Raw genomic sequence first — 21,134 nt, 5'->3', positions numbered from 1 at the left:
ATGACAGCGTCGATTCGCACCCACCTCAGCCCGGCACTCAAGCAGGCGACCCCGATCGTCGTCGATCACGGAAAGGGCAGCTGGATCATCGGCACGGACGGGCGCAAGTACCTCGACTTCACCACCGGTATCGGCGTCACCAGCACCGGGCACTGCCATCCCCGCGTGGTCGAGGCCGCCCGCGAGCAGGTGGGCAAGATCATCCACGCTCAGTACACGACAGTCATGCATCAGCCGCTGCTGGCGCTGACCGACAAGCTCGGCGAGGTGCTACCGCCCGGTCTCGACAGCGTCTTCTACGCCAACTCCGGCTCCGAGGCCGTCGAGGCATCGATTCGGTTGGCGCGCATGGCGACCGGACGGCCCAACATCATCGCGTTCCACGGAGGGTTCCACGGACGCACGGTGGCGGCCGCGTCGTTGACCACCGCGGGCACCAAGTTTCGGTCCGGATTCTCACCGATCATGGGCGGTGTGCACATCGCGCCGTTCCCGTACGCGTTCCGATACGGCTGGGACATGGACACCGCCGTCGCCTTCGCGTTGAAGGAACTCGACTACCTGCTGATGACGATGTCGAGCCCCGCCGACACCGCTGCGTTCATCATCGAGCCGGTACTCGGTGACGGTGGTTATCTGCCCACGCCTCCGGAGTTCCTCGAGGGACTCCGCGAACGCGCGGACACCCACGGGATCGTCCTCATCGTCGACGAGGTGCAAGCGGGCGTGGGACGCACCGGAAAGTTCTGGGGCCACCAGCATTCGACGATCACGCCCGACATCGTCATCACCGCAAAAGGTCTGGCCAGTGGATTTCCCATCTCGGCGATCGCGGCATCGACCGAGTTGATGGGCAAGGCATGGCCCGGTTCGCAGGGCGGCACGTACGGCGGCAATGCCGTCGCCGCTGCGGCGGGTGTTGCGACGCTCGACGTCGTGCGTGAGGAAGGTCTGGTCGCCAACGCTGCCGCGCAGGGCCGAGTTCTGCTCGACGGCCTGCTCGCACTGAAGTCCGAGCACTCTGCCATCGGTGATGCACGTGGACTCGGCTTGATGCAGGCACTCGAATTCGTCGACAGTGCAGGCAATCCCGATGCTGGGGCCGCCCTGCGCGTGCAACAGGGTGCGATCGACGAGGGGTTGTTGCTGCTCACCTGTGGCGCGCTCGGCAACGTGGTTCGGATCATCCCGGCGCTGATCGTGAGCGACGACGAGATGCGGCAGGGCCTCGACGCGTTGTCGCGCACGCTGAAGAACGTGCTGTGACGGCTGCTTCCGTTCGATCCCCGGTTTCCGCACTCGTGCAGGAAGTGCGCGAACTGGGTATTGAGATCGACGACTCGGATCGGCGGCTCGCCGAGTATTCCTACGACGCCTCGAACTACCGAATTCCGCCTGCCGCTGTGGTCTTTCCGCGCAGCGCCGACGACGTGTCCACCGTGGTGTCGCTGTGCGCCGCTGCCGGAATCGCAGTCATCGGCCGCGGCGGCGGAACGTCCATGGCGGGCAACGCGATCGGCCGCGGAATCGTGCTCGATTTCTCTCGCCACATGAATCGCGTGATCTCGGTGGACACCGACTCGCGAACGGCGGTGGTGGAACCGGGAATCGTGATCTCGGAGTTGCAGCGAGAGCTGGTGGCACGCACTGCTGGAGCATTCACGTTCGCACCCGACCCGTCCAGCAAGACACGCGCGACGGTCGGCGGGGCGGTCGGCAACGACGCGTGCGGTAACCACTCGGTTCGCTACGGTCGAACAGCGGACCACACGGTGGCCATGGACGTGGTGACTGCCGGCGGGCACCTACTCCGGGTGACCCGTAGCGGTGTGGCGGCAGTGCATTCGGAGGATGCGGCGGCAACCGATGAGGCCCAACGTATCTCGCGCGAGCTGCAGTCGCTGGCGGCCGACAACCTCGCGCTCTTCAGAGTCGAGCTGGGTCGCATACCGAGACAGGTTTCCGGATTTCACCTGTCGCATCTGCTGCCCGAGAACGGATTCGACGTCGCTCGTGCACTCGTCGGAAGCGAGGGCACGTGCGCGGTGATCGTCTCGGTCACCGTCGCCGTCGTGCCCGTACCGCAGGCCGCACTGTTGCTCTGCCTCGGCTACGACGACGTGGTGGCTGCTGCAGCGGACGTGATGGCCATTCTCGAGTTCTCGCCTGCCGCGGTGGAGGGTATCGACGACAACATCGCCCAGACCATGGAGTACCGGCGCGGACCGGACTCCGTCCGCGGTCTGCCTGCGGGAAACGCCTGGCTCTACGTCGACCTCGACGGAGCCGATACCGCCGAGGTGGAGAACAAGGCCGCCCGTCTGGTCGAGGCTCTCGGTCTACTCGGCCGCGTCAAGGAGGGCCGCATCGTCACCGACCCGGCCGATCGAACAGCGCTGTGGCGAGTACGTGAGGACGGCGCCGGTCTGGCGACCCGCCTGGCCAGCGGAGCCGAGTCCTGGGGTGGCTGGGAGGACGCCGCCGTCGCACCCGAGAACCTGTCCGCCTATCTCGCCGACCTCAACGTGCTTCTGGCCGAACACGATCTGACCGGCGTGATGTACGGACACTTCGGTGCCGGCTGCATGCACGTGCGCATCACATTCGATCAGCGCACCGACGCCGGACGACGGGTGATGTACGACTTCCTGCGCGCTGCTGCTCGGGTGGTCGTCAAGCACGGCGGCAGCCTGTCCGGCGAGCACGGCGACGGCAGGGCTCGGTCGGAACTGCTGCCGGTGATGTACTCGCCCCGCATGCTCGACGCGTTCGCGCGATTCAAGCGCATCTGGGACCCCAGCGGCATTCTCAACCCGGGATCGATAACCGATCCGGAGCCGATGATGGACAACCTGATGCTGCAGGGCATCCCGCAGCGAGAGTGGAAGACGACGTTCGATCTGCACCAGATCGGGACGCGGGCAGATCTGGATCCGTTCGTGCACGCAACCCAGTCGTGTGTCGGCGTCGGTAAGTGTCGCACCGCGTCGGGAGGCGTCATGTGCCCCAGTTTCCGCGCCACGGGCGACGAGAAGGATTCGACGCGGGGTCGGGCACGAGTGCTGCAGGAGATGGTGCGCAGTTCGCCGACCGTTGCCGACGGGTGGGCCTCGAAGGACGTGGCCGAATCGCTCGATCTGTGTCTGTCCTGCAAGGCCTGTTCGTCGGATTGTCCGGTCGGAGTGGACATGGCGACGTACAAGTCCGAGTTTCTCGATCATCACTACGCGGGGCGACTGCGGCCGCTCTCGCACTATTCGTTGGGTTGGTTGCCCCGCTGGCTGAAGGTGACGCAGCGAACGGCACCGCTGCTCAACCGTCTGCTCACCCCGCGCATCGCGGCACTGGCGGCTCGGCTCGGTGGGCTGACCACCGAGCGGCCGTTGCCTCGCTTCGCATCGGCGAAAGAACTGGCGCGAGAGGTCCGTATCGGCGGCGGCCGCGACGCGGACGTCGTGTTGGTCGTCGACACGTTCACCCAGGGCTTTCGCCCCGAGGTCGCGGGTGCGGCGCAGCGCGTGCTCGAGGACTCGGGTCGCAGCACCGAATGCCGGACCGACGTGTGCTGTGGTCTGACCTGGATTTCGACGGGTCAGCTGAAGGCCGCCCGCACGCACCTCACGAAAGCCGTTGCAGCACTGGACGACGGCACCGACCGACCCATCGTCGTCACCGAACCGAGCTGCGCGGCGGCATTCCGCAAGGACATGCCGGAGCTGGTTCCCACCGCGGCCGCGAGACGGGTCGCGGCGCGAGTGCAGAGTTTCGCGGGAGCGGTGATCGATCAGGCCGCCGCCGGGTGGGTGCCTGCGGCCGAGGTTCCCGCTTCGGTGACCGTACAGACCCATTGCCACGAATACGCGGTGTTCGGCAACGCCACCCAGCGCACGGCGTTGGCCGCCATCGGTATCGACGCAGTACGGGAGGCCACCGGATGTTGCGGTGTGGCAGGCAATTTCGGCTTCGAGTCTCGGCACTACGAGCTGAGCATGGCGGTGGCCGAGCAGGCCCTCGCGCCGGCACTGCGTGACGCCGAGCCGGACACCCCGATTCTGACCGACGGATTCTCCTGCCACATGCAGGTGCGTCAACTCACCGGTGATCTGACGAGTGACGCGTCCGTACACCTGGCGCAGATACTCGATCCACGTTCTACGAAAGGACCGCGGCCATGACCGCCAGTTCGACCAGCCTCACTCGGCCCACCATCACGGCTCCGACCGAACTGTTCATCGCAGGCGCGTGGACGGCCGCAGCGTCCGATGCTCGGTTCGATGTCGTCGATCCCGCGAGCGGCGAGGTCATCGCCAAAGTCGCCGACGGCAGCATCGACGATGCCGAGAACGCCATGGCCGCAGCGGTCGACGCCGCCGCCGACTGGGCCGCGACGCCGCCGCGCGCACGCAGCGAAATCCTCCGCAGAGCGTACGAATTGATCATGGCGCGCTCGGAGGAGCTCGCTGCGATCATCACCGCGGAAATGGGAAAACCACTGGCCGATGCGCGGGGTGAGGTGGCGTACGGAGCCGAGTTCTTTCGCTGGTTCTCCGAGGAGGCGGTGCGCATCTCGGGCGATCACACCCTCACCGGAGACGGTAAGAACCGCATCGTGGTCACCCGCGCACCGGTGGGACCGTGCATTCTCGTCACTCCGTGGAACTTCCCGTTGGCCATGGGAACTCGCAAGATCGGCCCGGCGCTGGCGGCAGGATGCACCGTGGTGTTCAAGCCGGCGGAGCAAACTCCGCTGACAGCGCTGGCTCTGGCCGGAATCCTGCACGACGCGGGCGTTCCGGCGGGAGTGGTCAACGTCGTGACCACCACCGACGCGTCGGGAGTCGTGGGCTCGTGGATGAGCAGCGGTGCGGCCCGCAAGATCAGCTTCACCGGATCGACTGCGGTGGGCAAGATTCTGCTCGAACAAGCTGCGTCGACGGTGATGCGTACCTCGATGGAGCTCGGCGGCAACGCACCCTTCATCGTCATGGACGACGCAGATCTCGCACGTGCCGTGGACGGTGCCATGGTCGCCAAGATGCGCAACATGGGTGAGGCATGCACCGCCGCCAACCGATTCTTCGTACATCGCAGTGTCACAGCGCAGTTCGCGGACAAGCTCGCCGAGCGCATGGGTGCATTGTCGGTGGGGGCCGGTAGTGCGCCCGGAACCGAGGTGGGTCCGCTGATCGACGGCGCGGGCCGCACCAAGGTGCAGACACTCGTCGACGACGCCCTCGGGCGCGGCGCACGTGCGATCGTCGGGGGAGCGGCTCCGGACGGACCCGGCTACTTCTACCCACCGACCGTTCTCACGGACGTCGATGCGGCGTCGGATCTGATGTCACAGGAAATCTTCGGACCGGTGGCAGCAATCGTCCCGTTCGACACCGAGGACGAGGTGATCGCACTCGCGAACGACACCGAGTGGGGACTCGTCGGATACGTCTTCACCCAGGACATCGACCGGGCTCTGCGGATGGGGGAACGCCTCGAGGTGGGCATGGTCGGCCTCAACACGGGTCTGGTGTCCAATCCGGCTGCGCCGTTCGGTGGCGTCAAACAGTCCGGACTCGGCCGCGAGGGCGGAAAGGTCGGCATAGACGAGTTTCTGGAGTACAAATACTTCGCCATTCCCCGAGGCTGAGAGAGGTTTTCGATCATGCCCAGTTCGAGACGACTGACGCCCATCGACGCACGCAACACGTCGATGGTCATTGCCGACCAGATTCGCGACCGCATCATCGACGGGTCGTACGCCCCCGGGGAACAGATCAACGAGGCCAACGTCGCCGCAGAACTGGAGATCTCGCGGGGACCGGTGCGAGAGGCGCTGCAGCGCCTCAATCAGGAGGGGCTGCTCGTCAGCTACCGGAATCGAGGCGTGTTCGTCGTCGAACTGAGCAGTGAGGATGTCACCGAGATCTACGAATCCCGCGCGGCGATCGAGGTCGGTGCCGCGTGGACCCTGGTGCACGGGGATCGCGCACGATTGGTCACTGCTGCCGACGAGCTCTCGGCCATCGTGATGCAGATGCAGCCGTTCATCGATCGGGCGGACTGGCGAGGTCTCGCCGAACGAGATCTGGCGTTTCACACCGCCCTGGTCGCGGCGACGCGTAACAGCCGGATGTCGCGGATGTACGCCACGCTCGCCGCGGAGGCGCGAATCTGCATGGCCAACCTCGAAACTGCGTACTACCGACCCGAGGCGTTGGTGGAGGAACACCAGCTGATCGTCGACTTGTTGCTCGGTTCGGACTGGGACGCACTGGAAAAGGGCGTACACGAGCACATGGACACGGCTATCCACGACCTGACCCGCGCCATGGTCGAGGAGCAGGCCGAACACTCGGCGCTGGCCACTCCCGGATAGTCGCCGGACGCGCAACACAGCATTTACATCCGAAGTCTTGCGAACCTCTCACACCAGCGCTTAGCCTGATTGTCAACAATCTACTAAATCGACTTCTTTGAAGGGGGTGCCCGTGAACGACTCACCCGACGCCGCCTACGTCACCGCACTCGGACCCAACGAAACCGCAGGACGGGCCGCTCCCGGCCTGGCTCGGTACCCCGATGTTCCGAACAGCACGCCGATCACCTTCACGGACGAGGAATACGCCGCCCGGCTCGCTGCCGTCCGAGAGCGGATGGCAGCGCAGAACCTCACGGCGCTCATCGTCACCGATCCCGCGAACCTCTACTACCTGCTCGGCTACAACGCGCTCTCGTTCTACACTCCGCAGATGCTGTACGTCCCGCTCGAGGGCGACATGTATTTCTTCGCCCGCGAAATGGACGCCAACGGCGCGTTTCGCACGTCGTGGCTGCCGCAGGATCGGACGTTCGGCTACCCGGAAACGTTCGTGCAGCGCAAGGACACTCACCCATTCGTCTGGGTCGCCGCGAAACTGCGCGAACTGGGGCTGGTGAACAACTTCGAGCACGGCCAGGTGGGTCTGGAGATGGACTCGTACTACTTCAGTCCCAAGGCATTCGAGGCACTGGTGAAGTCGCTGCCCGAATACCGATTCACCGACTCCTACGAGCTCATCAACTGGGTGCGAGTGGTCAAGTCGCCCGCGGAGATTGCCCTGATGCGCGGTGCTGCACAGGTGTGTGAATCGGCGATGTCGGCTGCCTACCAGGCAATCTCGGTGGGTGAGCGGCAATGCGACGCGGCCGCGGCCATCATGAACGCACAGGTGCGGGGCACTGCGGACTTCGGCGGCGATCATCCAGCCATCGTGCCGATGCTGCCCACCGGGGCCGGAGCCGACACCCCTCATCTGACCTGGTCGCATCAACCCTTCGTCCGCGGCGAGACCACCGTCGTCGAACTGGCCGGAGTGTTTCGGCGCTACCACATCCCGATGGCTCGGACGATCGTGCTCGGAAAACCAAGCAAGCGTATGGATTACCTCGCCAAGTCCACCGGAGAAGCACTGAACGACGTGCTCGCGACCGTGCGGGCAGGCGTCACCGCCACCGACCTCGCACAGGTATGGAACGCGAGCCTGGCCAAGCACGGACTGCACAAGCCGTCGCGCATCGGCTACTCGATCGGCATCGCCTACGCACCCGACTGGGGGGAGCGCACCGTGAGTCTGCGGACCGACGACGACACGGTACTCGCCGAGAACATGACGTTCCACATCATCGGCGGAATGTGGATGGACGACTACGGATACGAGGTATCCGAGGCCGTTCGGGTCACCGAGAACGGACTCGAAACCTTCACCGCATACCCCCGAGAACTACTGACGAAGGAGTGAGCATGACCGCATCTACTCGAGGTCGTTCCGCAGGCTTCACTCCCGCCATTCCCTGGGCGCTACGGACCGACAAGCTGGTGGGATCGGTGATCGACTCGTCGACATCACTTCTCGCTGCACAGAAGCACGACATCGTTCGATTCGCCATGGGATCGCCTGCAGCCGAGACGGTTCCGGCCGCTGCGTTCACCGAGATCGCCGGCAGCGTCCTCACCGCGGACGCGTTCGATTACGGTGCCACCGAGGGTGATCCGGGCCTGCTCGACGCGTTGCTCTCCTACCTCGACTCGGTGGGCGAACCCACGTCCGAGGACCGGGTGGTGATCACCTCAGGCGGAATGCAGGGTCTCGACATCGCCTGCAAGTTGTTCGTCGATCCGGGCGACCTGGTGATCGTCGAAAGTCCCACGTACACCAACGGAACCGCCACCGTGCTCAGCTACGGGGGGGACATCCTCGAGGCCCCGATGGACAGTGACGGTCTCATCGTCGAGGCCTTGCCCGAGCTCGTCGAGCGCGCGGGTCGCCTGCCCAAGATGATCTACGTGATCCCCAACTTCCAGAACCCGTCCGGCGTGACCATGTCGCTCGAACGCCGAAAGCTGTTGATCGAACTGGCACATCGCTGGGGTTCGGTGATTCTCGACGACGATCCCTATGGCCTGCTCCGCTTCTCGGGTGATCCGATTCCCAGTTTCGGCACGCTCAGTCCGAACGACCCGTTGATCTTCTCGGTACGGACCTTCTCCAAGATGATCGCTCCCGGCCTGCGAGTGGGGTGGGTGGACGCCGCCCCCGAGGCTCGGCAGCTGATCGTCAACGCCAAACAGGCCATGGACACGTGCACCAACCTGCCCGGCCAGCGGATGGTGGCCGAGTACATCCGGCGCGGCCTGCTCGACGAGCATCTCCGATCGTTGGCCTCGGTGTACCTCCCCCGCAAGATTGCGATGCAGAACAGTATCGCCCAGCACTTCGGCGACTCGATGTCGACCACGGATCCCGAGGGGGGTTTCTTTCTCTGGGCGACGTTGCGCGGCAACGATGTCGACTTCTCTACGCAGGACCTGTTCGAGACGGCACTGGCCGAGGGCGTGGCCTACATACCGGGGCCGGCGTTGTCGGTGGGCGGAAAGTTCCACGATTCGTTGCGGTTGTGCTTCGCCTCGTCGACACCCGAACGCATCGAGGAGGGAATCAGAAGGCTTGCCGTCGCAGTGGAGAAGTCCAAGCACCTGCTCGCCTCCGACCCCACCCGATGACCGTCTCGAATACCGAACGCGCTCTGCTCGATTCGATCGACGAGCACGAGATCGTCTCGCTGACGGCAGCATTGATCGACGCCGGCGGCGAGAACCCCGGCGACACGGAGGAGAAGACTGCGAAAGTGCTCGCCGAGCACTGTCGCGCAGTGGGATTCGACGTTCGTACCGTCGAGGTGGCTCCGGGTCGGCCCAACGTCATCGTGTCCATCGGATCCGACGAGCGGCCAGGGGTGTTGTTCGTGGGCCACTCCGATGTGGTCCCCGCTGGTACGGGCTGGACCACCGATCCCTTTTCCGCCGTGGTTCAGGACGGTCGCATCGTCGGCCGCGGGTCCTGCGACATGAAAGGCGGCCTGGCCGCGGTGGTGGCGGCCATGGCCGCTGTCCTGCGTTCCGGTCTCGCGGACGAGCACCCCATGACGTTGGCGTGCCTGGTCGACGAGGAGGACACCGGACTCGGTATCCGAGCTTTCGTCGCCGAACCGCAGCACCGCACGTACAGCTGTTGCGTGGTGGCGGAGCCTACGGATCTGGTCACCATCTACGGCTGCAGAGGAGCGGCGAACCTGGAGATCGAGGTTCGGGGCCGTTCCGCGCATGCGGGGCAGCCGCGCAACGGAGCCAACGCCATCTCTGCTGCAGCACGCATCATCGGGATCATCGAGGGCTCCCAGGCCGAACTGGACGCGAACCCCGACCCCGAACTGGGGCCGGCCACCTGGAATGTGGGGACGATAGCGGGAGGTACGGGCACCTCGATGGTCGCCGACCGGTGTGTCGTCACCGTCGACCGCCGTCTGTTACCGGGCGAGAGCGCCGCCGGAGTCGTAGGAGATCTGCGATCCCGCATCGAATCTGCGGAACTCACCGGGTCCGGTATCGATGTCGAGATCGGTATCGCAATGGAGATGCCGGGCTTTCTGACCAGCGTGAACAACGGATTGGTCACTACCGCAGTGCAATCGGTTATCGACAACGGATTTGGCCGTTCCACTGACATCTGGACCGCATCGTGCGATGGTGGTTTTGTGGCACAGCAGATGGGAATACCCACCGTCGTGCTCGGTCCGGGGGAGATCGAAAAGCAAGCACATCGGCCGGACGAGTCCGTTGCCGTGCGGCAATTGACCGACAGCGCAAGGGCGTACGCGTTGATCGCCACCAGAATTGCTGCACTACCAGGACTTTAGCGCTGCACGAGGGGGTTGGCCGAAACGTTTGTTCGGCATCGCCGTAATGTCGAACGCTGCGAAGTACCACACCGACGCTCCACTTTGTCCACAAAAGCGAGAGGTATTTCGACCGTGACCGAAAAATCAGGGTCGGCAGCATCGCCGACCGGATATCCCCCCAGTACCGATATCCTGAGCCCGGACGAGACCAAGATTCTCCACCGCGCCATCGGTGGATCGGCACTCGGCAACGCAGTCGAGTGGTTCGACTACGCGGTGTACGGCTATCTCGCCGTCTACATCGCCGCCAATTTCTTCCCGTCCGAGGACGGGGGAGCGAGCCTGCTCTCCACCTTCGCCGTGCTGGCCGCGTCGTTCATCATTCGTCCCATCGGTGGCATCGTGCTCGGCCCACTCGGCGATCGCATCGGTCGTCAGAAGGTCCTCGTACTGACCGTCTCGATGATGACGTTGGCCACGGCGGCGATCGGTGTGCTGCCGACATTCGACACCATCGGCATCGCCGCACCGTTGCTGCTGCTCGTCTGCCGTTTGGTGCAGGGCTTCTCCACCGGTGGTGAGTACGGTGGTGCAGCTGTGTTCATGGCCGAGTACGCGCCCGACAAGCGGCGCGGATTCTTCGGATCGTTCCTCGAATTCGGCACCCTCGCAGGCACGGTGGGCGGTGCCACCCTGTGCACCCTGCTCAACGTCGGGCTCGGCGACGAGACCATGGAGGCCTGGGGCTGGAGAATCCCGTTCCTGGTGACGCTCCCGTTGGGCATCGTTGCGCTGTGGTTGCGGACCCGGCTCGAGGATTCACCGGTGTTCGCCGAAGCGAAAGAAGACGGCGGCACGGTCGAAGAGGGTGCAGGCGGTGCCGTCACCTCGCTCAAGGCCACCATGACGTACTGGCAGCGGATTCTGATTCTGATGGGGTTCGTGCTGCTACTCAATATCGCGTACTACACGGTGCTGACGTTCTTGCCCTCGTACCTGAGCGACACGTTGGGGCACAGCACGACTCAGTCCAACTTCACCCTCGTGGCGATCATGATCATCATGATGTTGATCATCAACCCGATCGGCGCTCTGTCCGACCGGGTGGGCCGAAAGCCGTTGCTGCTGGCCGCCTGCGTCGGGTACTTCGTGCTCAGCGTTCCGCTGTTCCTGCTGATCATCAACACCGGACTGATCGGCCAGAGCATTGGCCTCCTCGGCCTCGGAGTATTGCTGGTCATCATGTGCTCCTGCGTGTCGTCGACACTGCCCGCACTGTTCCCCACCCAGGTGCGCTACGGAGCGTTCGCCATCGGATACAACGTCTCGACGGCGCTCTTCGGTGGTACAGCACCGCTGATTCTGACGTTCCTGATCGACCGAACGGGTTCCAACCTGATTCCGGGTTGGTACATGATGATCGCTGCTGCGATCGCGTTCGTGCCGATCCTGTTGATGCCCGAGACGGCAGGGCGATCACTGCGCGGAACCCAGTGCCCCGGTGACAACGACGACGAGGTCGCTGCGTCCGGCGTCGAGCTCGTCGGCTACAAGAAGTAGAAGTGGCACCGGTTCTCGTCGTTCTGCACGCCGGCGATCTTCCCGACGGACTCGAGTCCGTCGCGGAGGCCGCCGACGTCAGATACGCCACGGCCGACACCCTGGCGGATGCGGTCGACGGTGCCGACGCGTTGCTGCTGTGGGATTTCTTCTCGCCTGCAGTCGAATCCGCGTGGCCGCGCTGCGGTTCGCTGAAGTGGATCCATATCGCCGCTGCCGGCGTGGACTCGTTGATGTTCGACGAGTTGGTGGAATCCGATGTGGTCGTGACCAATTCGCGTGGCGTCTTCGATCGACCGATCGCGGAGTTCGTGCTGGCTCAGATCCTCGCGTTCGCCAAGGACTCCGAACGTTCACGTGCATTGCAGCATTCGAAGATCTGGCAACACCGTGAGACCGAACGTATCGACGGTGCCCACGCGATGATCGTGGGCACCGGAGCGATCGGTCGTGCCATCGCGACTCTGCTGAGTGCTGTGGGAATGTCGGTCTCCGGCGTGGGTCGAACAGCGCGAGACGGCGACGGAGACTTCGGCACCGTGTACGCCAGTGATGATCTGGTGGACGAAGTAGGGCGGGCCGACTACCTGGTTCTGGTTGCCCCGCTGACCGAACAGACGAGGGGTCTGGTCGACGATTCCGTGTTGGCCGCGATGAAGTCCGGCGCGCGGGTGATCAACGTGGGCCGCGGTGAGTTGCTCGATACCGAGGCACTGCTGATGCATCTCGGCAGCGGACACATCACGGGTGCCGCGCTGGACGTGTTCGAGACCGAGCCGCTCTCGGCCGACCATCCGTTGTGGACGGCCGAGAACGTGATTCTCACTCCGCACATGAGCGGCGACGCATCGGGGTGGAAGCAGCGACTCGCAGAGGTGTTCGCCGACAACGCAGGTCGATACTTCCGGGCCGAACCCCTGCTCAATGTCGTGGACAAGAAGCTCGGCTTTGTGGTGTGAGACCTCAGTAGGCCCGCTCGTACTGCGGTGCCACGGCCGGAGTCATCTCCACACCGAGTTCGCGGGCAGCGCGCCGTGGCCAGTACGGATCACGCAGTAGCTCGCGCGCCAGCAGCACTGCCGTCGCCTCGCCCAGCGAGACGATGTCCTCCGCCTGCTTGGGTTCGGTGATCATGCCGACCGCGGCAGCGGGCATCGTGGTCTCGTTCTGAATTCGCCGTGCGAACGGAACCTGGTAGCCGGGACCGACCGGAATCTTGGCGTGCACGTTTCCTCCGGTGGAGGTATCGACCAGATCCACCCCGTGTTCGGTGAGGATCTGCGACAACGCGACAGTCTGATCAGAGGTCCAGCTCGGGGCCTCCACGTCGGCCGCACCCTCGTTGTTCTCGGGCTCGTCGAGCCAGTCCGTCGCCGACAGACGGACGAACACAGGAAGCTCGGCGGGCCACACCTCACGGACCGCGTCGACCACCTCGAGCAGTAGCCGGATACGGCCCGCGAAGTCTCCGCCGTAGGCGTCGGTGCGGGTGTTGCTCGCAGGCGACAGGAACTGGTGCAACAGGTATCCGTGCGCACCGTGGATTTCGGCTACCTGGAATCCGGCCTTCAGTGCGCGCTGTGCCGCAGAGCGAAAGTCGTCGACGATTTTCGCGATGTCGGCAGCTGTTGCCTCGCGGGGCGTCGCGTAGTCACCGAAGGCGAGCGCGCTCGGACCGACGGTCTCCCAGCTACGGGGATCGTTGGCGGGCAGCGACTTGCCGCCGAGCCAGGGAGCAGCTGTGGAACCCTTGCGGCCCGCGTGTGCCAGCTGGATGCCAGGAACGCTTCCGAAGGACGAGATCTCGGCGACGATCTTCGCCAATGCATCTGCCTGGGTGTCGTTCCAGATCCCCAGGTCCGACGGGCTGATGCGACCCTCCGGGCTGACTGCGGTGGCCTCGGTGATGATCAGGCCTGCCCCGCCGACCGCGCGGCTCACCAGGTGGGTGCGATGCCAGTCGCCCGCGACGCCGACGTCGTCGCCCACCTCGTCGGCCGAGTACTGGCACATCGGTGCCATCCATACCCGGTTGGGAAAGGTGACGTCACGCAGGGTCAGTGGCTCGAACAAGGCACTCACAGGTGGTTCCTCCGGTCTTCGGGCAGCGCCGACGGTGAGTCGACGATCTTCACGCTGTGCTGCAACGACGCGGCGATGCAGCTTCATTCCCGGCCCCTATTAGTGTGTAGTTCATGACAGCTTCCGTCTCGGCCGAACCGGTGACCACGACTGCCGACGAGCGAGAGAACGTGCACGCCGCAGCGCGCCGGGCGCGCGGCGCATCACGCGCGCTCGCACTGCTGACGACTGCGGAGAAGGATGCGGTGCTGCATGCCGCGGCCGACGCGGTCGTTGCTGCGGCAAACTCGGTACTCGCCGCGAATGCAGTGGACATCGAGAACGCGCGAGCGGCCGGTACCGACGACGGGCTGCTGGACCGTCTGCGACTGACGGCGTCGCGCATCGACGGCATCGCGGCAGGGCTGCGGCAGGTGGCCGGGTTGCCCGATCCGATCGGTGAGGTGATCCGCGGTTCGACGCTGCCCAACGGGCTCGAGATTCGGCAACTGCGAGTTCCGCTCGGCGTGGTGGGCATGGTCTACGAGGCTCGGCCCAACGTCACCGTCGACGCGTTCGGTCTCGCGTTCAAGTCCGGCAACGCGGTGCTGCTCCGCGGTTCGTCGTCGGCGGCACAGTCCAACGCGGCATTGGTGGAGGCACTGCAGGGAGCGTTGCGCGGCCACGGTCTGCCCGAGGCTGCGGTGCAACTTCTGGGAAGTGCCGACCGTGCCACGGTCACCCACCTCATTCAGGCGCGTGGTCTGGTGGACGTGGTGATTCCGCGCGGTGGAGCCGGGCTGATCGCTGCGGTCGTGCGCGACGCCACGGTTCCGACCATCGAGACCGGCGTCGGAAACTGCCACGTGTACATCCACGCCTCTGCCGATCCGGACACGGCCGAGAAGATCGTGCTCAACGCCAAGACCCGTCGAGTCAGCGTCTGCAACGCCGCCGAGACCGTGTTGGTGGACGCTGCGATCGCCGAGACCATGGTGCCGCGGTTGCTGCAGGCGTTTCAGATGCACAGCGTCACGGTGCACGGGGACCTGCCCGGGCTCGTGCCTGCGCACGACGAGGACTGGTCGCAGGAGTACCTCTCCCTCGACATCGCGCTGAAGGTCGTCGGCGGTATCGACGAGGCGATCGAACACATCGACCGATACGGCACCGGCCACACCGAGGCTATCGTCGCCGCCGACATCGGTGCCGCGCGCGAGTTCACCCAGCGGGTCGACGCGTCCGCGGTGATGGTGAACGCGTCCACGGCGTTCACCGATGGCGAGCAGTTCGGCTTCGGAGCCGAGATCGGCATCTCGACGCAGAAGCTGCACGCACGTGGACCCATGGGATTGCCCGAATTGACCTCGACCAAGTGGACCGTGTGGGGCGACGGACACGTTCGAGACTGACACCCCTCGCAGTACCGGCCAGACCCGATCATCAGGAGCTGTGACATGGACCGTGCCCTACCGACGACACCCCCGCTGTTCGCCAGCGTGGACGACGTCCAGAGGCGACTGGCCGAGACGGGCTATCTGGCCGACAAGGCCACCGCCACCTCGGTGTTTCTCGCCGATCGCCTCGGCAAGCCGCTGCTGATCGAAGGTCCGGCCGGAGTCGGCAAGACCGAACTGGCCCGTGCCGTCGCGCAGACGACCGGGGCCGAACTGGTGCGGCTGCAGTGCTACGAGGGTGTCGACGAGGCCCGCGCGCTGTACGAGTGGAACCACGCCAAGCAGATCCTGCGCATCCAGTCCGGTACCGCTGCCGATTGGGACTCGACCAAGCTGGATGTCTTCTCCGAGGAGTTCCTGCTGGCGCGGCCGCTTCTGCAGGCGATTCGCCGTACCGATCCCACGGTTCTGCTCATCGACGAGACCGACAAGGCCGACGTCGAGATCGAAGGACTGCTGCTCGAGGTACTCAGCGACTTCGCGATCACCATTCCCGAGCTCGGCACGATCGTGGCCGAGCGGACGCCGTTCGTGGTGCTCACCTCCAACGCCACTCGTGAACTGTCCGAGGCCCTGAAGCGTCGCTGCTTGTTCCTGCATCTCGATTTTCCCGATGCCGACCTCGAGCGTCGGATTCTCGCCAGCAGGGTTCCCGAACTGCCCGAGGCCATCGCCGAGCAGATGATCAAGACCGTGCGGGTACTGCGCGCGATGCAGCTCAAGAAGTTGCCCTCGGTGGCCGAGACCATCGACTGGGGACGCACTCTGTTGGCGCTCGGTATGGACACCCTCGACGACGATGCGGTTCGCTCCACTCTCGGTGTGGTGCTCAAGCATCAGTCGGACCAGGTCCGCGCGGCAGCCGAACTGCGGCTCAACTGACATGCAGGCCCCACACGGAATTCCCGGTCACCTCGTCGGTTTCGTCGACGCGTTGCGTCGGCGTGGAATTTCGGTCGGGCCGTCGGAGACGGTCGATGCCGGACGCGTCCTGTCGGTTCTCGACCTGCTCGATCGGGAGGCCGTGCGCGAGGGACTGGCCTGTGCACTGCTGCGTCGCCCGACGCATCGCGGAGTGTTCGACGCCCTGTTCGACCTGTGGTTTCCGGTGGCATCGGGCACCAGGGACTCGGGGCAGATCGATACCGCGTTGCCTCGAACCGATGCCGGCGACGTCGACATCGATGCCCTCCGCGAGCTGCTGGTGGATCTGCTCTCGGACGATTCGGCCGAGGCCGCGGAGTTGACCCAGATGCTGGCGGCGCAGATGGTCGAGGAACTCGGACAGTACAAGTCCTCCAATGGGCCCTCGTTCTCGGCGTATCAAGCCCTGCGCGACGTTGCGCCGGAAACTTTGCTCCGCAAGATCCTCGACGGTCTGCTCGGGCGCAGCGAAAACGCACCCGATCGGCCCACCGACGACTACGAGTCCGAGGTGGCCAAACGCACTGCAGCGCAACGTATCGCAGACCTACGCAAGATGGTCGAGAGTGAGACGAGGCGTCGGTCGGCAGAAAAGCTCGGCCGTGAGCGGGTAGCGAGCTACGGGGTGCCCAAGCTCGCGGAGGAAGTCGATTTCCTGCGGGCCTCGGACACCGAGATGGCGGCGCTGCGACGCAACGTCACCCCTCTTGCCCGGTTGTTGGCGTCGCGACTTGCTGTGCGGCGCAGTCGAAGCAGGCACGGCTCCATCGATCTGCGTCGCACGTTGCGCAAGTCGATGTCCACCGGCGGCATCCCGATCGATCTGGTCGAGCGCAAGCCCCGGCGAGCACGCCCCGAACTGGTTGTGCTGTGCGATGTCTCGGGATCGGTGGCAGGATTCAGCAATTTCACTCTGCTGTTGGTGCATGCATTGCGAGAGCAGTTCTCGCGCGTGCGCATCTTTGCGTTCATCGACTCCACCGACGAGGTGACGCAATTCTTCGATTCCGGTTCCGATCTCGGAGCCGCGATGAGCCGCATCATCCGCGAATCCGATCTCGTGACGTACGACGGACACTCGGACTACGGCCAGGCACTGACGACGTTCGACGAGAAGTACGCGCACGCGGTCACCAGTCGCAGTTCGGTGCTGATTCTCGGTGACGCTCGTACCAACTACCGCGAGCCGAAGCTACCGGCGTTGGCGCACATCGTGTCGGTGGCCAAGCATGCGTACTGGCTCAATCCCGAACCGAAATCGCAGTGGGGTTCCGGCGATTCGGCGGCCAAGGTGTACTCCGACGTGATCGCGATGCACGAGTGTCGATCGGCCCAGCAGCTCGCCACCGTTGTCTCGCGTCTGCTGCCGGTGTGAGGCGTGTGACGCCCAGCGGCACGCCGGACGTAGAATCGACGGTTGTGCAGCGCGAATCCGATCCCGGCGAGAACACCGGTGGACAGTCCGTCCGCCGTTTGGGCGTGATGGGCGGCACCTTCGACCCGATTCATCACGGGCACCTCGTCGCAGCCAGCGAAGTGGCGAACAAATTCGCTCTCGACGAGGTCATCTTCGTCCCCACCGGGAACCCGTGGCAGAAGGAAGGCAAGTCGGTCAGCCCGGCAGAGGATCGCTACCTGATGACCGTCATCGCGACGGCGTCCAATCCGCGATTCTCGGTCAGCCGGGTTGACGTCGATCGGGAGAAGTCGACCTACACCGTCGACACCCTGCGCGATCTGCGATCGCAGCATCCCAATGCCGAGCTGTTCTTCATCACCGGCGCGGACGCGCTCGAGTCGATCCTCACGTGGCAGAACTGGGAGGAGCTGTTCGAGCTCGCCAAGTTCGTCGGTGTCTCGCGTCCCGGGTTCGAGCTCGGCGTCGAACATCTCGCCAACCACCTTCGATCGTTGCCCGCGGACACTCTCACATTGATGGAAATCCCTGCACTCGCGATATCGTCGACGGACTGTCGACTTCGAGCCGGTGAGAATCGGCCGGTCTGGTACCTCGTACCGGACGGCGTCGTGCAATACATCTCGAAGAGGAATCTCTACAGACCACGAGGCGCCCAGCGTCTCGACGGATCCGTCACCATGTCGGAACCAGCGCCCCAGAAGAAGCAACCGGCAGGGTCGGTCACCAGCGCAATGACCGAGAACCCGAGCCATACGAGTGGGAGTACACCGAAGTGACTGCAACAGCCGAAGCCGCCGAGATGGCGCGGATCGCCGCGCTCGCAGCCGACGACAAACTGGCCGGCGACGTGGTGATTCTCGACGTCTCCGATCAGCTCTACATCACCGATTGCTTCGTCATCGCCTCCGCACCCAACGAGCGTCAGGTCAACGCGATCGTCGAGAACATCGAGGATCAGCTGCGTGAGGCCGGACACAAGCCGGTTCGCCGCGAGGGCACCAGAGAAGGCCGTTGGGCGCTGCTGGACTACTCCGACATCGTGGTGCACGTCCAGCACAACGAAGAGCGCAACTTCTACGCACTCGAGCGGTTGTGGAAGGACTGCCCGACCATCGAGGTTCCCGGTCTCGGCCGGCATCCGGCTCCGGAATCGGAGCAATGATCAGACGGCTCATCCTGCTTCGGCACGGTCAGACGGAATACAACGCCACCGACCGCATGCAGGGTCAGCTCGACACCGATCTCTCCGAGCTCGGCCGCAGCCAGGCGAAGACGGCCGCCGCCGAGCTGGCGATACGTGAGCCGATCAAGATCGTCTCCTCGGATCTGCGGCGCGCGCTGGACACCGCGAACGCGCTCGGAGACGCAGCCGGTGTGGCGGTGTCGGTGGACGAGCGTCTGCGCGAGACCCATCTCGGTCAGTGGCAGGGACTCACCCACACCGAGGTCGACGACATCGCCCCCGGTGCACGACCGGCCTGGCGCGCCGACGCCACCATCGCTCCACCCGGTGGCGAGAGCCGCATCGACGTCGCCCGACGCAGCGTGCCGCTGGTTCGTGAACTCGCGGCAGGTGTTCCCGAATGGGGTGCCGACGGCAGCGAGCGACCGCTCGTCCTCGTCGCACACGGCGGTCTGATCGCGGCGCTGACCGCCGCGCTGCTCGATCTGCCGACCGATCGCTGGCCGGTGCTCGGAGGCCTTGCGAACACCAGCTGGGTTCAGCTCGGTGCGCACGGACCGGGCGAGAACCCGTCCTGGCGACTGGACGTGTGGAACGCCTCGGCGAAGGTGGCCGGTGACGTCCTCTGAGCCGGCGGCGCGGCCCGCGCTGCTCGTGCTCGCGGACTCGTTGAGCTACTACGGACCCGAGGGTGGACTGCCCGTCGACGACCCGCGCCTGTGGCCCAATCTCGTTGCAGCGGAACTGGGTTGGACGGTGGAGTTGGTTGCGCGCATCGGCTGGACGAGTCGGGACGCGTGGTGGGCTCTGACCCAGGATCCGCGAGTGTGGGCAGCGATTCCCCGTGCCGGTGCCGTCGTGTTCGGAATCGGCGGCATGGATTCACTTCCGTCACCGTTGCCGACTGCGCTCCGGGAGCAGATCAGATACGTCCGACCGCCAGCCCTTCGGCGCGTGGTCCGCGCGGGATATCAAGCGGTGCAACCTGTTCTGTCGCATCTCGGGTGGCCCGTGGCGCTGCCGCCGCGGCTCAGCGTCGAGTATCTGGAACAGGCCCGCGCGGCACTGGCGTACGTACGTCCCGAACTTCCCGTCATCGGTACCTATCCGTCGGTGCACCGCTGCGATGCCTACGGCAAGGTGCACTCGGGTCGTGAACCGGCCGTACGCGCGCTGCGTGCGTGGAGTGCGGACAGGAACGTCCCCATGGTCGACCTCGCCGACGCCGTACGACCGAACATCGAGTCCGAGAACGCGAACCCCGACGGCATCCACTGGGGATGGGACGCCCACATCGCGGTTGCCGAGGCGATGCTCGAGGTGCTGCGACCCGTCGCCGCCCGATCGGTGACCGAATCGCCGTGACCGTAGCCGTCGTCACCGACTCCTCGTCCTGCCTGCCGGCCGCACTCGCCGCCGAGCGAGGCATCGCTCTGGTACCACTGCACGTGCTGGTCGACGGAATCGACCACCGCGAGGGCATCGACGACATTCCCGAGCAGTCCACCTCGGGCAAGCCGGTGACCACCGCGGGGGCCTCACCGGGTGAGCTGACCGAGGTCTATGCCGCGGCGCTCGAACGCAGTCGAGGTGCCGGTGTGGTGGCACTGCACATCTCGCGGGGACTGTCGAGCACATGGGAAGCCGCGCGACAGGCCGCGGATCACGTGGGGTCGGCCATCCGAGTCGTCGATTCCGCCTCGGCCGGAATGGGGTTGGGATTCGCGGTGCTGGCTGCGGCCGCCACGGCAGCGGGGGGAGCGGAACTGGACGAGGTGTATCACGCCGCCGTCGCTGCGTCGACGACCTCGAGATGCTTCATCGTCGTCGATCGACTCGACCACCTGCGACGTGGCGGCCGAATCGGTGCCGCCGCTGCCCTGCTCGGCACCGCGCTGGCCATGAAGCCGGTACTGCACATCAGCGACGGCAAGCTCGTGTTGCGGGAGAAGGCTCGGACCTCGTCCAAGGCGCTGAACAAGCTGTTCGATGCCGCCGTCGCTGCCGCGGCCGAGATCGGTGACGAATCGGGGGTTGCGCTCGCAGTGCACCACATGCAGTGCCCGGAGCGAGCCGAGGACGTAGCCGCGATGCTGACATCCCGAATTCCGCACTCGACCAGCATCGATGTGTACCCCTTCGGTGCCGTCCTCGGTGCCCACGTCGGCCCCGGCGCGGTCGGTGTCGTCGTGGCTCCTGGACGCCGATAGGCGGGTGGGCCCCCGGTTCATCCACAGCCTCAGGGTTTCTGCACAGGGCAATTCGTGGCCTGCGGCTTTCGACGATCGAGCCCGATAGCGCCCACTAGCGTCCTCCC

Annotated in this window: 18 protein-coding genes; 17 read left to right on the top strand and 1 reads right to left on the bottom strand. The window is 65.2% G+C overall.

Annotation, left to right across the window (positions count from 1 at the left end):
* The 9 genes from CH251_RS09020 to CH251_RS08980 all read left to right on the top strand — a co-directional run bounded on the left by CH251_RS09020 (position 1) and on the right by CH251_RS08980 (position 12,731).
* On the top strand, positions 1-1,266 hold the full coding sequence (locus CH251_RS09020; protein WP_094612810.1) for an aspartate aminotransferase family protein: 1,266 nt from the start codon (positions 1-3) through the stop codon (positions 1,264-1,266).
* Positions 1,263-4,175, top strand: coding sequence for an FAD-binding and (Fe-S)-binding domain-containing protein (locus tag CH251_RS09015; protein WP_094612809.1), 2,913 nt, complete (start codon positions 1,263-1,265; stop codon positions 4,173-4,175). Before CH251_RS09020 ends, CH251_RS09015 begins: the two co-directional genes overlap by 4 nt.
* Complete coding sequence (locus tag CH251_RS09010; RefSeq protein ID WP_094612808.1) at positions 4,172-5,644, top strand: NAD-dependent succinate-semialdehyde dehydrogenase; 1,473 nt, start codon at positions 4,172-4,174, stop codon at positions 5,642-5,644. The genes CH251_RS09015 and CH251_RS09010 overlap by 4 nt, the downstream gene beginning before the upstream one ends.
* A 15-nt stretch (positions 5,645-5,659) precedes the next feature.
* Entirely contained in the window at positions 5,660-6,373 is a 714-nt protein-coding gene (locus CH251_RS09005) for a GntR family transcriptional regulator (protein ID WP_256978918.1), read from the top strand.
* A gap of 223 nt (positions 6,374-6,596) precedes the next feature.
* Positions 6,597-7,775, top strand: a complete 1,179-nt coding sequence (locus CH251_RS09000; RefSeq protein WP_179273740.1) for a Xaa-Pro peptidase family protein — start codon at positions 6,597-6,599, stop codon at positions 7,773-7,775.
* A gap of 2 nt (positions 7,776-7,777) precedes the next feature.
* Entirely contained in the window at positions 7,778-9,037 is a 1,260-nt protein-coding gene (locus CH251_RS08995) for a PLP-dependent aminotransferase family protein (protein WP_094612807.1), read from the top strand.
* Complete coding sequence (locus CH251_RS08990) at positions 9,034-10,230, top strand: M20 family metallopeptidase (RefSeq protein ID WP_094612806.1); 1,197 nt, start codon at positions 9,034-9,036, stop codon at positions 10,228-10,230. Before CH251_RS08995 ends, CH251_RS08990 begins: the two co-directional genes overlap by 4 nt.
* A 114-nt stretch (positions 10,231-10,344) precedes the next feature.
* Complete coding sequence (locus tag CH251_RS08985; RefSeq protein WP_256978917.1) at positions 10,345-11,772, top strand: MFS transporter; 1,428 nt, start codon at positions 10,345-10,347, stop codon at positions 11,770-11,772.
* 2 nt (positions 11,773-11,774) lie between these two features.
* On the top strand, positions 11,775-12,731 hold the full coding sequence (locus tag CH251_RS08980; protein ID WP_094612805.1) for a D-2-hydroxyacid dehydrogenase: 957 nt from the start codon (positions 11,775-11,777) through the stop codon (positions 12,729-12,731).
* A gap of 4 nt (positions 12,732-12,735) precedes the next feature.
* Here the strand turns inward: CH251_RS08980 and CH251_RS08975 are convergent, their stop codons facing one another.
* A complete protein-coding gene (locus tag CH251_RS08975) occupies positions 12,736-13,854 on the bottom strand; it encodes an NADH:flavin oxidoreductase/NADH oxidase (protein ID WP_179273723.1) in 1,119 nt (372 codons plus the stop codon).
* 113 nt (positions 13,855-13,967) lie between these two features.
* Between CH251_RS08975 and CH251_RS08970 the strand changes: the two genes are divergently transcribed.
* The 8 genes from CH251_RS08970 (at position 13,968) to CH251_RS08935 (ending at position 21,027) form a co-directional block, all read left to right on the top strand.
* Positions 13,968-15,245 (top strand): glutamate-5-semialdehyde dehydrogenase, encoded by a 1,278-nt coding sequence (locus CH251_RS08970; RefSeq protein WP_094612804.1) that lies wholly within the window; start codon positions 13,968-13,970, stop codon positions 15,243-15,245.
* A 45-nt stretch (positions 15,246-15,290) separates the two neighbouring features.
* Positions 15,291-16,172: a MoxR family ATPase gene (locus CH251_RS08965; RefSeq protein WP_037193103.1), complete on the top strand. Its 882-nt coding sequence runs from the start codon at positions 15,291-15,293 to the stop codon at positions 16,170-16,172.
* 1 nt (position 16,173) lies between these two features.
* Positions 16,174-17,589 (top strand): VWA domain-containing protein, encoded by a 1,416-nt coding sequence (locus CH251_RS08960; protein ID WP_094612803.1) that lies wholly within the window; start codon positions 16,174-16,176, stop codon positions 17,587-17,589.
* A gap of 107 nt (positions 17,590-17,696) precedes the next feature.
* Entirely contained in the window at positions 17,697-18,410 is a 714-nt protein-coding gene (gene nadD, locus CH251_RS08955; protein ID WP_045194641.1) for a nicotinate-nucleotide adenylyltransferase, read from the top strand.
* On the top strand, positions 18,407-18,796 hold the full coding sequence (gene rsfS / locus CH251_RS08950; protein WP_094612801.1) for a ribosome silencing factor: 390 nt from the start codon (positions 18,407-18,409) through the stop codon (positions 18,794-18,796). Before nadD ends, rsfS begins: the two co-directional genes overlap by 4 nt.
* A complete protein-coding gene (locus CH251_RS08945; protein ID WP_094612800.1) occupies positions 18,793-19,446 on the top strand; it encodes a histidine phosphatase family protein in 654 nt (217 codons plus the stop codon). The genes rsfS and CH251_RS08945 overlap by 4 nt, the downstream gene beginning before the upstream one ends.
* Entirely contained in the window at positions 19,433-20,182 is a 750-nt protein-coding gene (gene octT / locus CH251_RS08940; protein WP_094612799.1) for a diglucosylglycerate octanoyltransferase, read from the top strand. The genes CH251_RS08945 and octT overlap by 14 nt, the downstream gene beginning before the upstream one ends.
* On the top strand, positions 20,179-21,027 hold the full coding sequence (locus CH251_RS08935; protein WP_094612798.1) for a DegV family protein: 849 nt from the start codon (positions 20,179-20,181) through the stop codon (positions 21,025-21,027). The genes octT and CH251_RS08935 overlap by 4 nt, the downstream gene beginning before the upstream one ends.
* The last annotated feature ends 107 nt before the right edge of the window (positions 21,028-21,134 follow it).

Origin of the sequence: Rhodococcus sp. 06-462-5, from assembly GCF_002258315.1 — a bacterium.
Lineage (GTDB): Bacteria > Actinomycetota > Actinomycetes > Mycobacteriales > Mycobacteriaceae > Rhodococcoides.
Note: the sequence above shows the minus strand (reverse complement) of the source record. Positions and strands in the feature narration are given on the sequence as shown.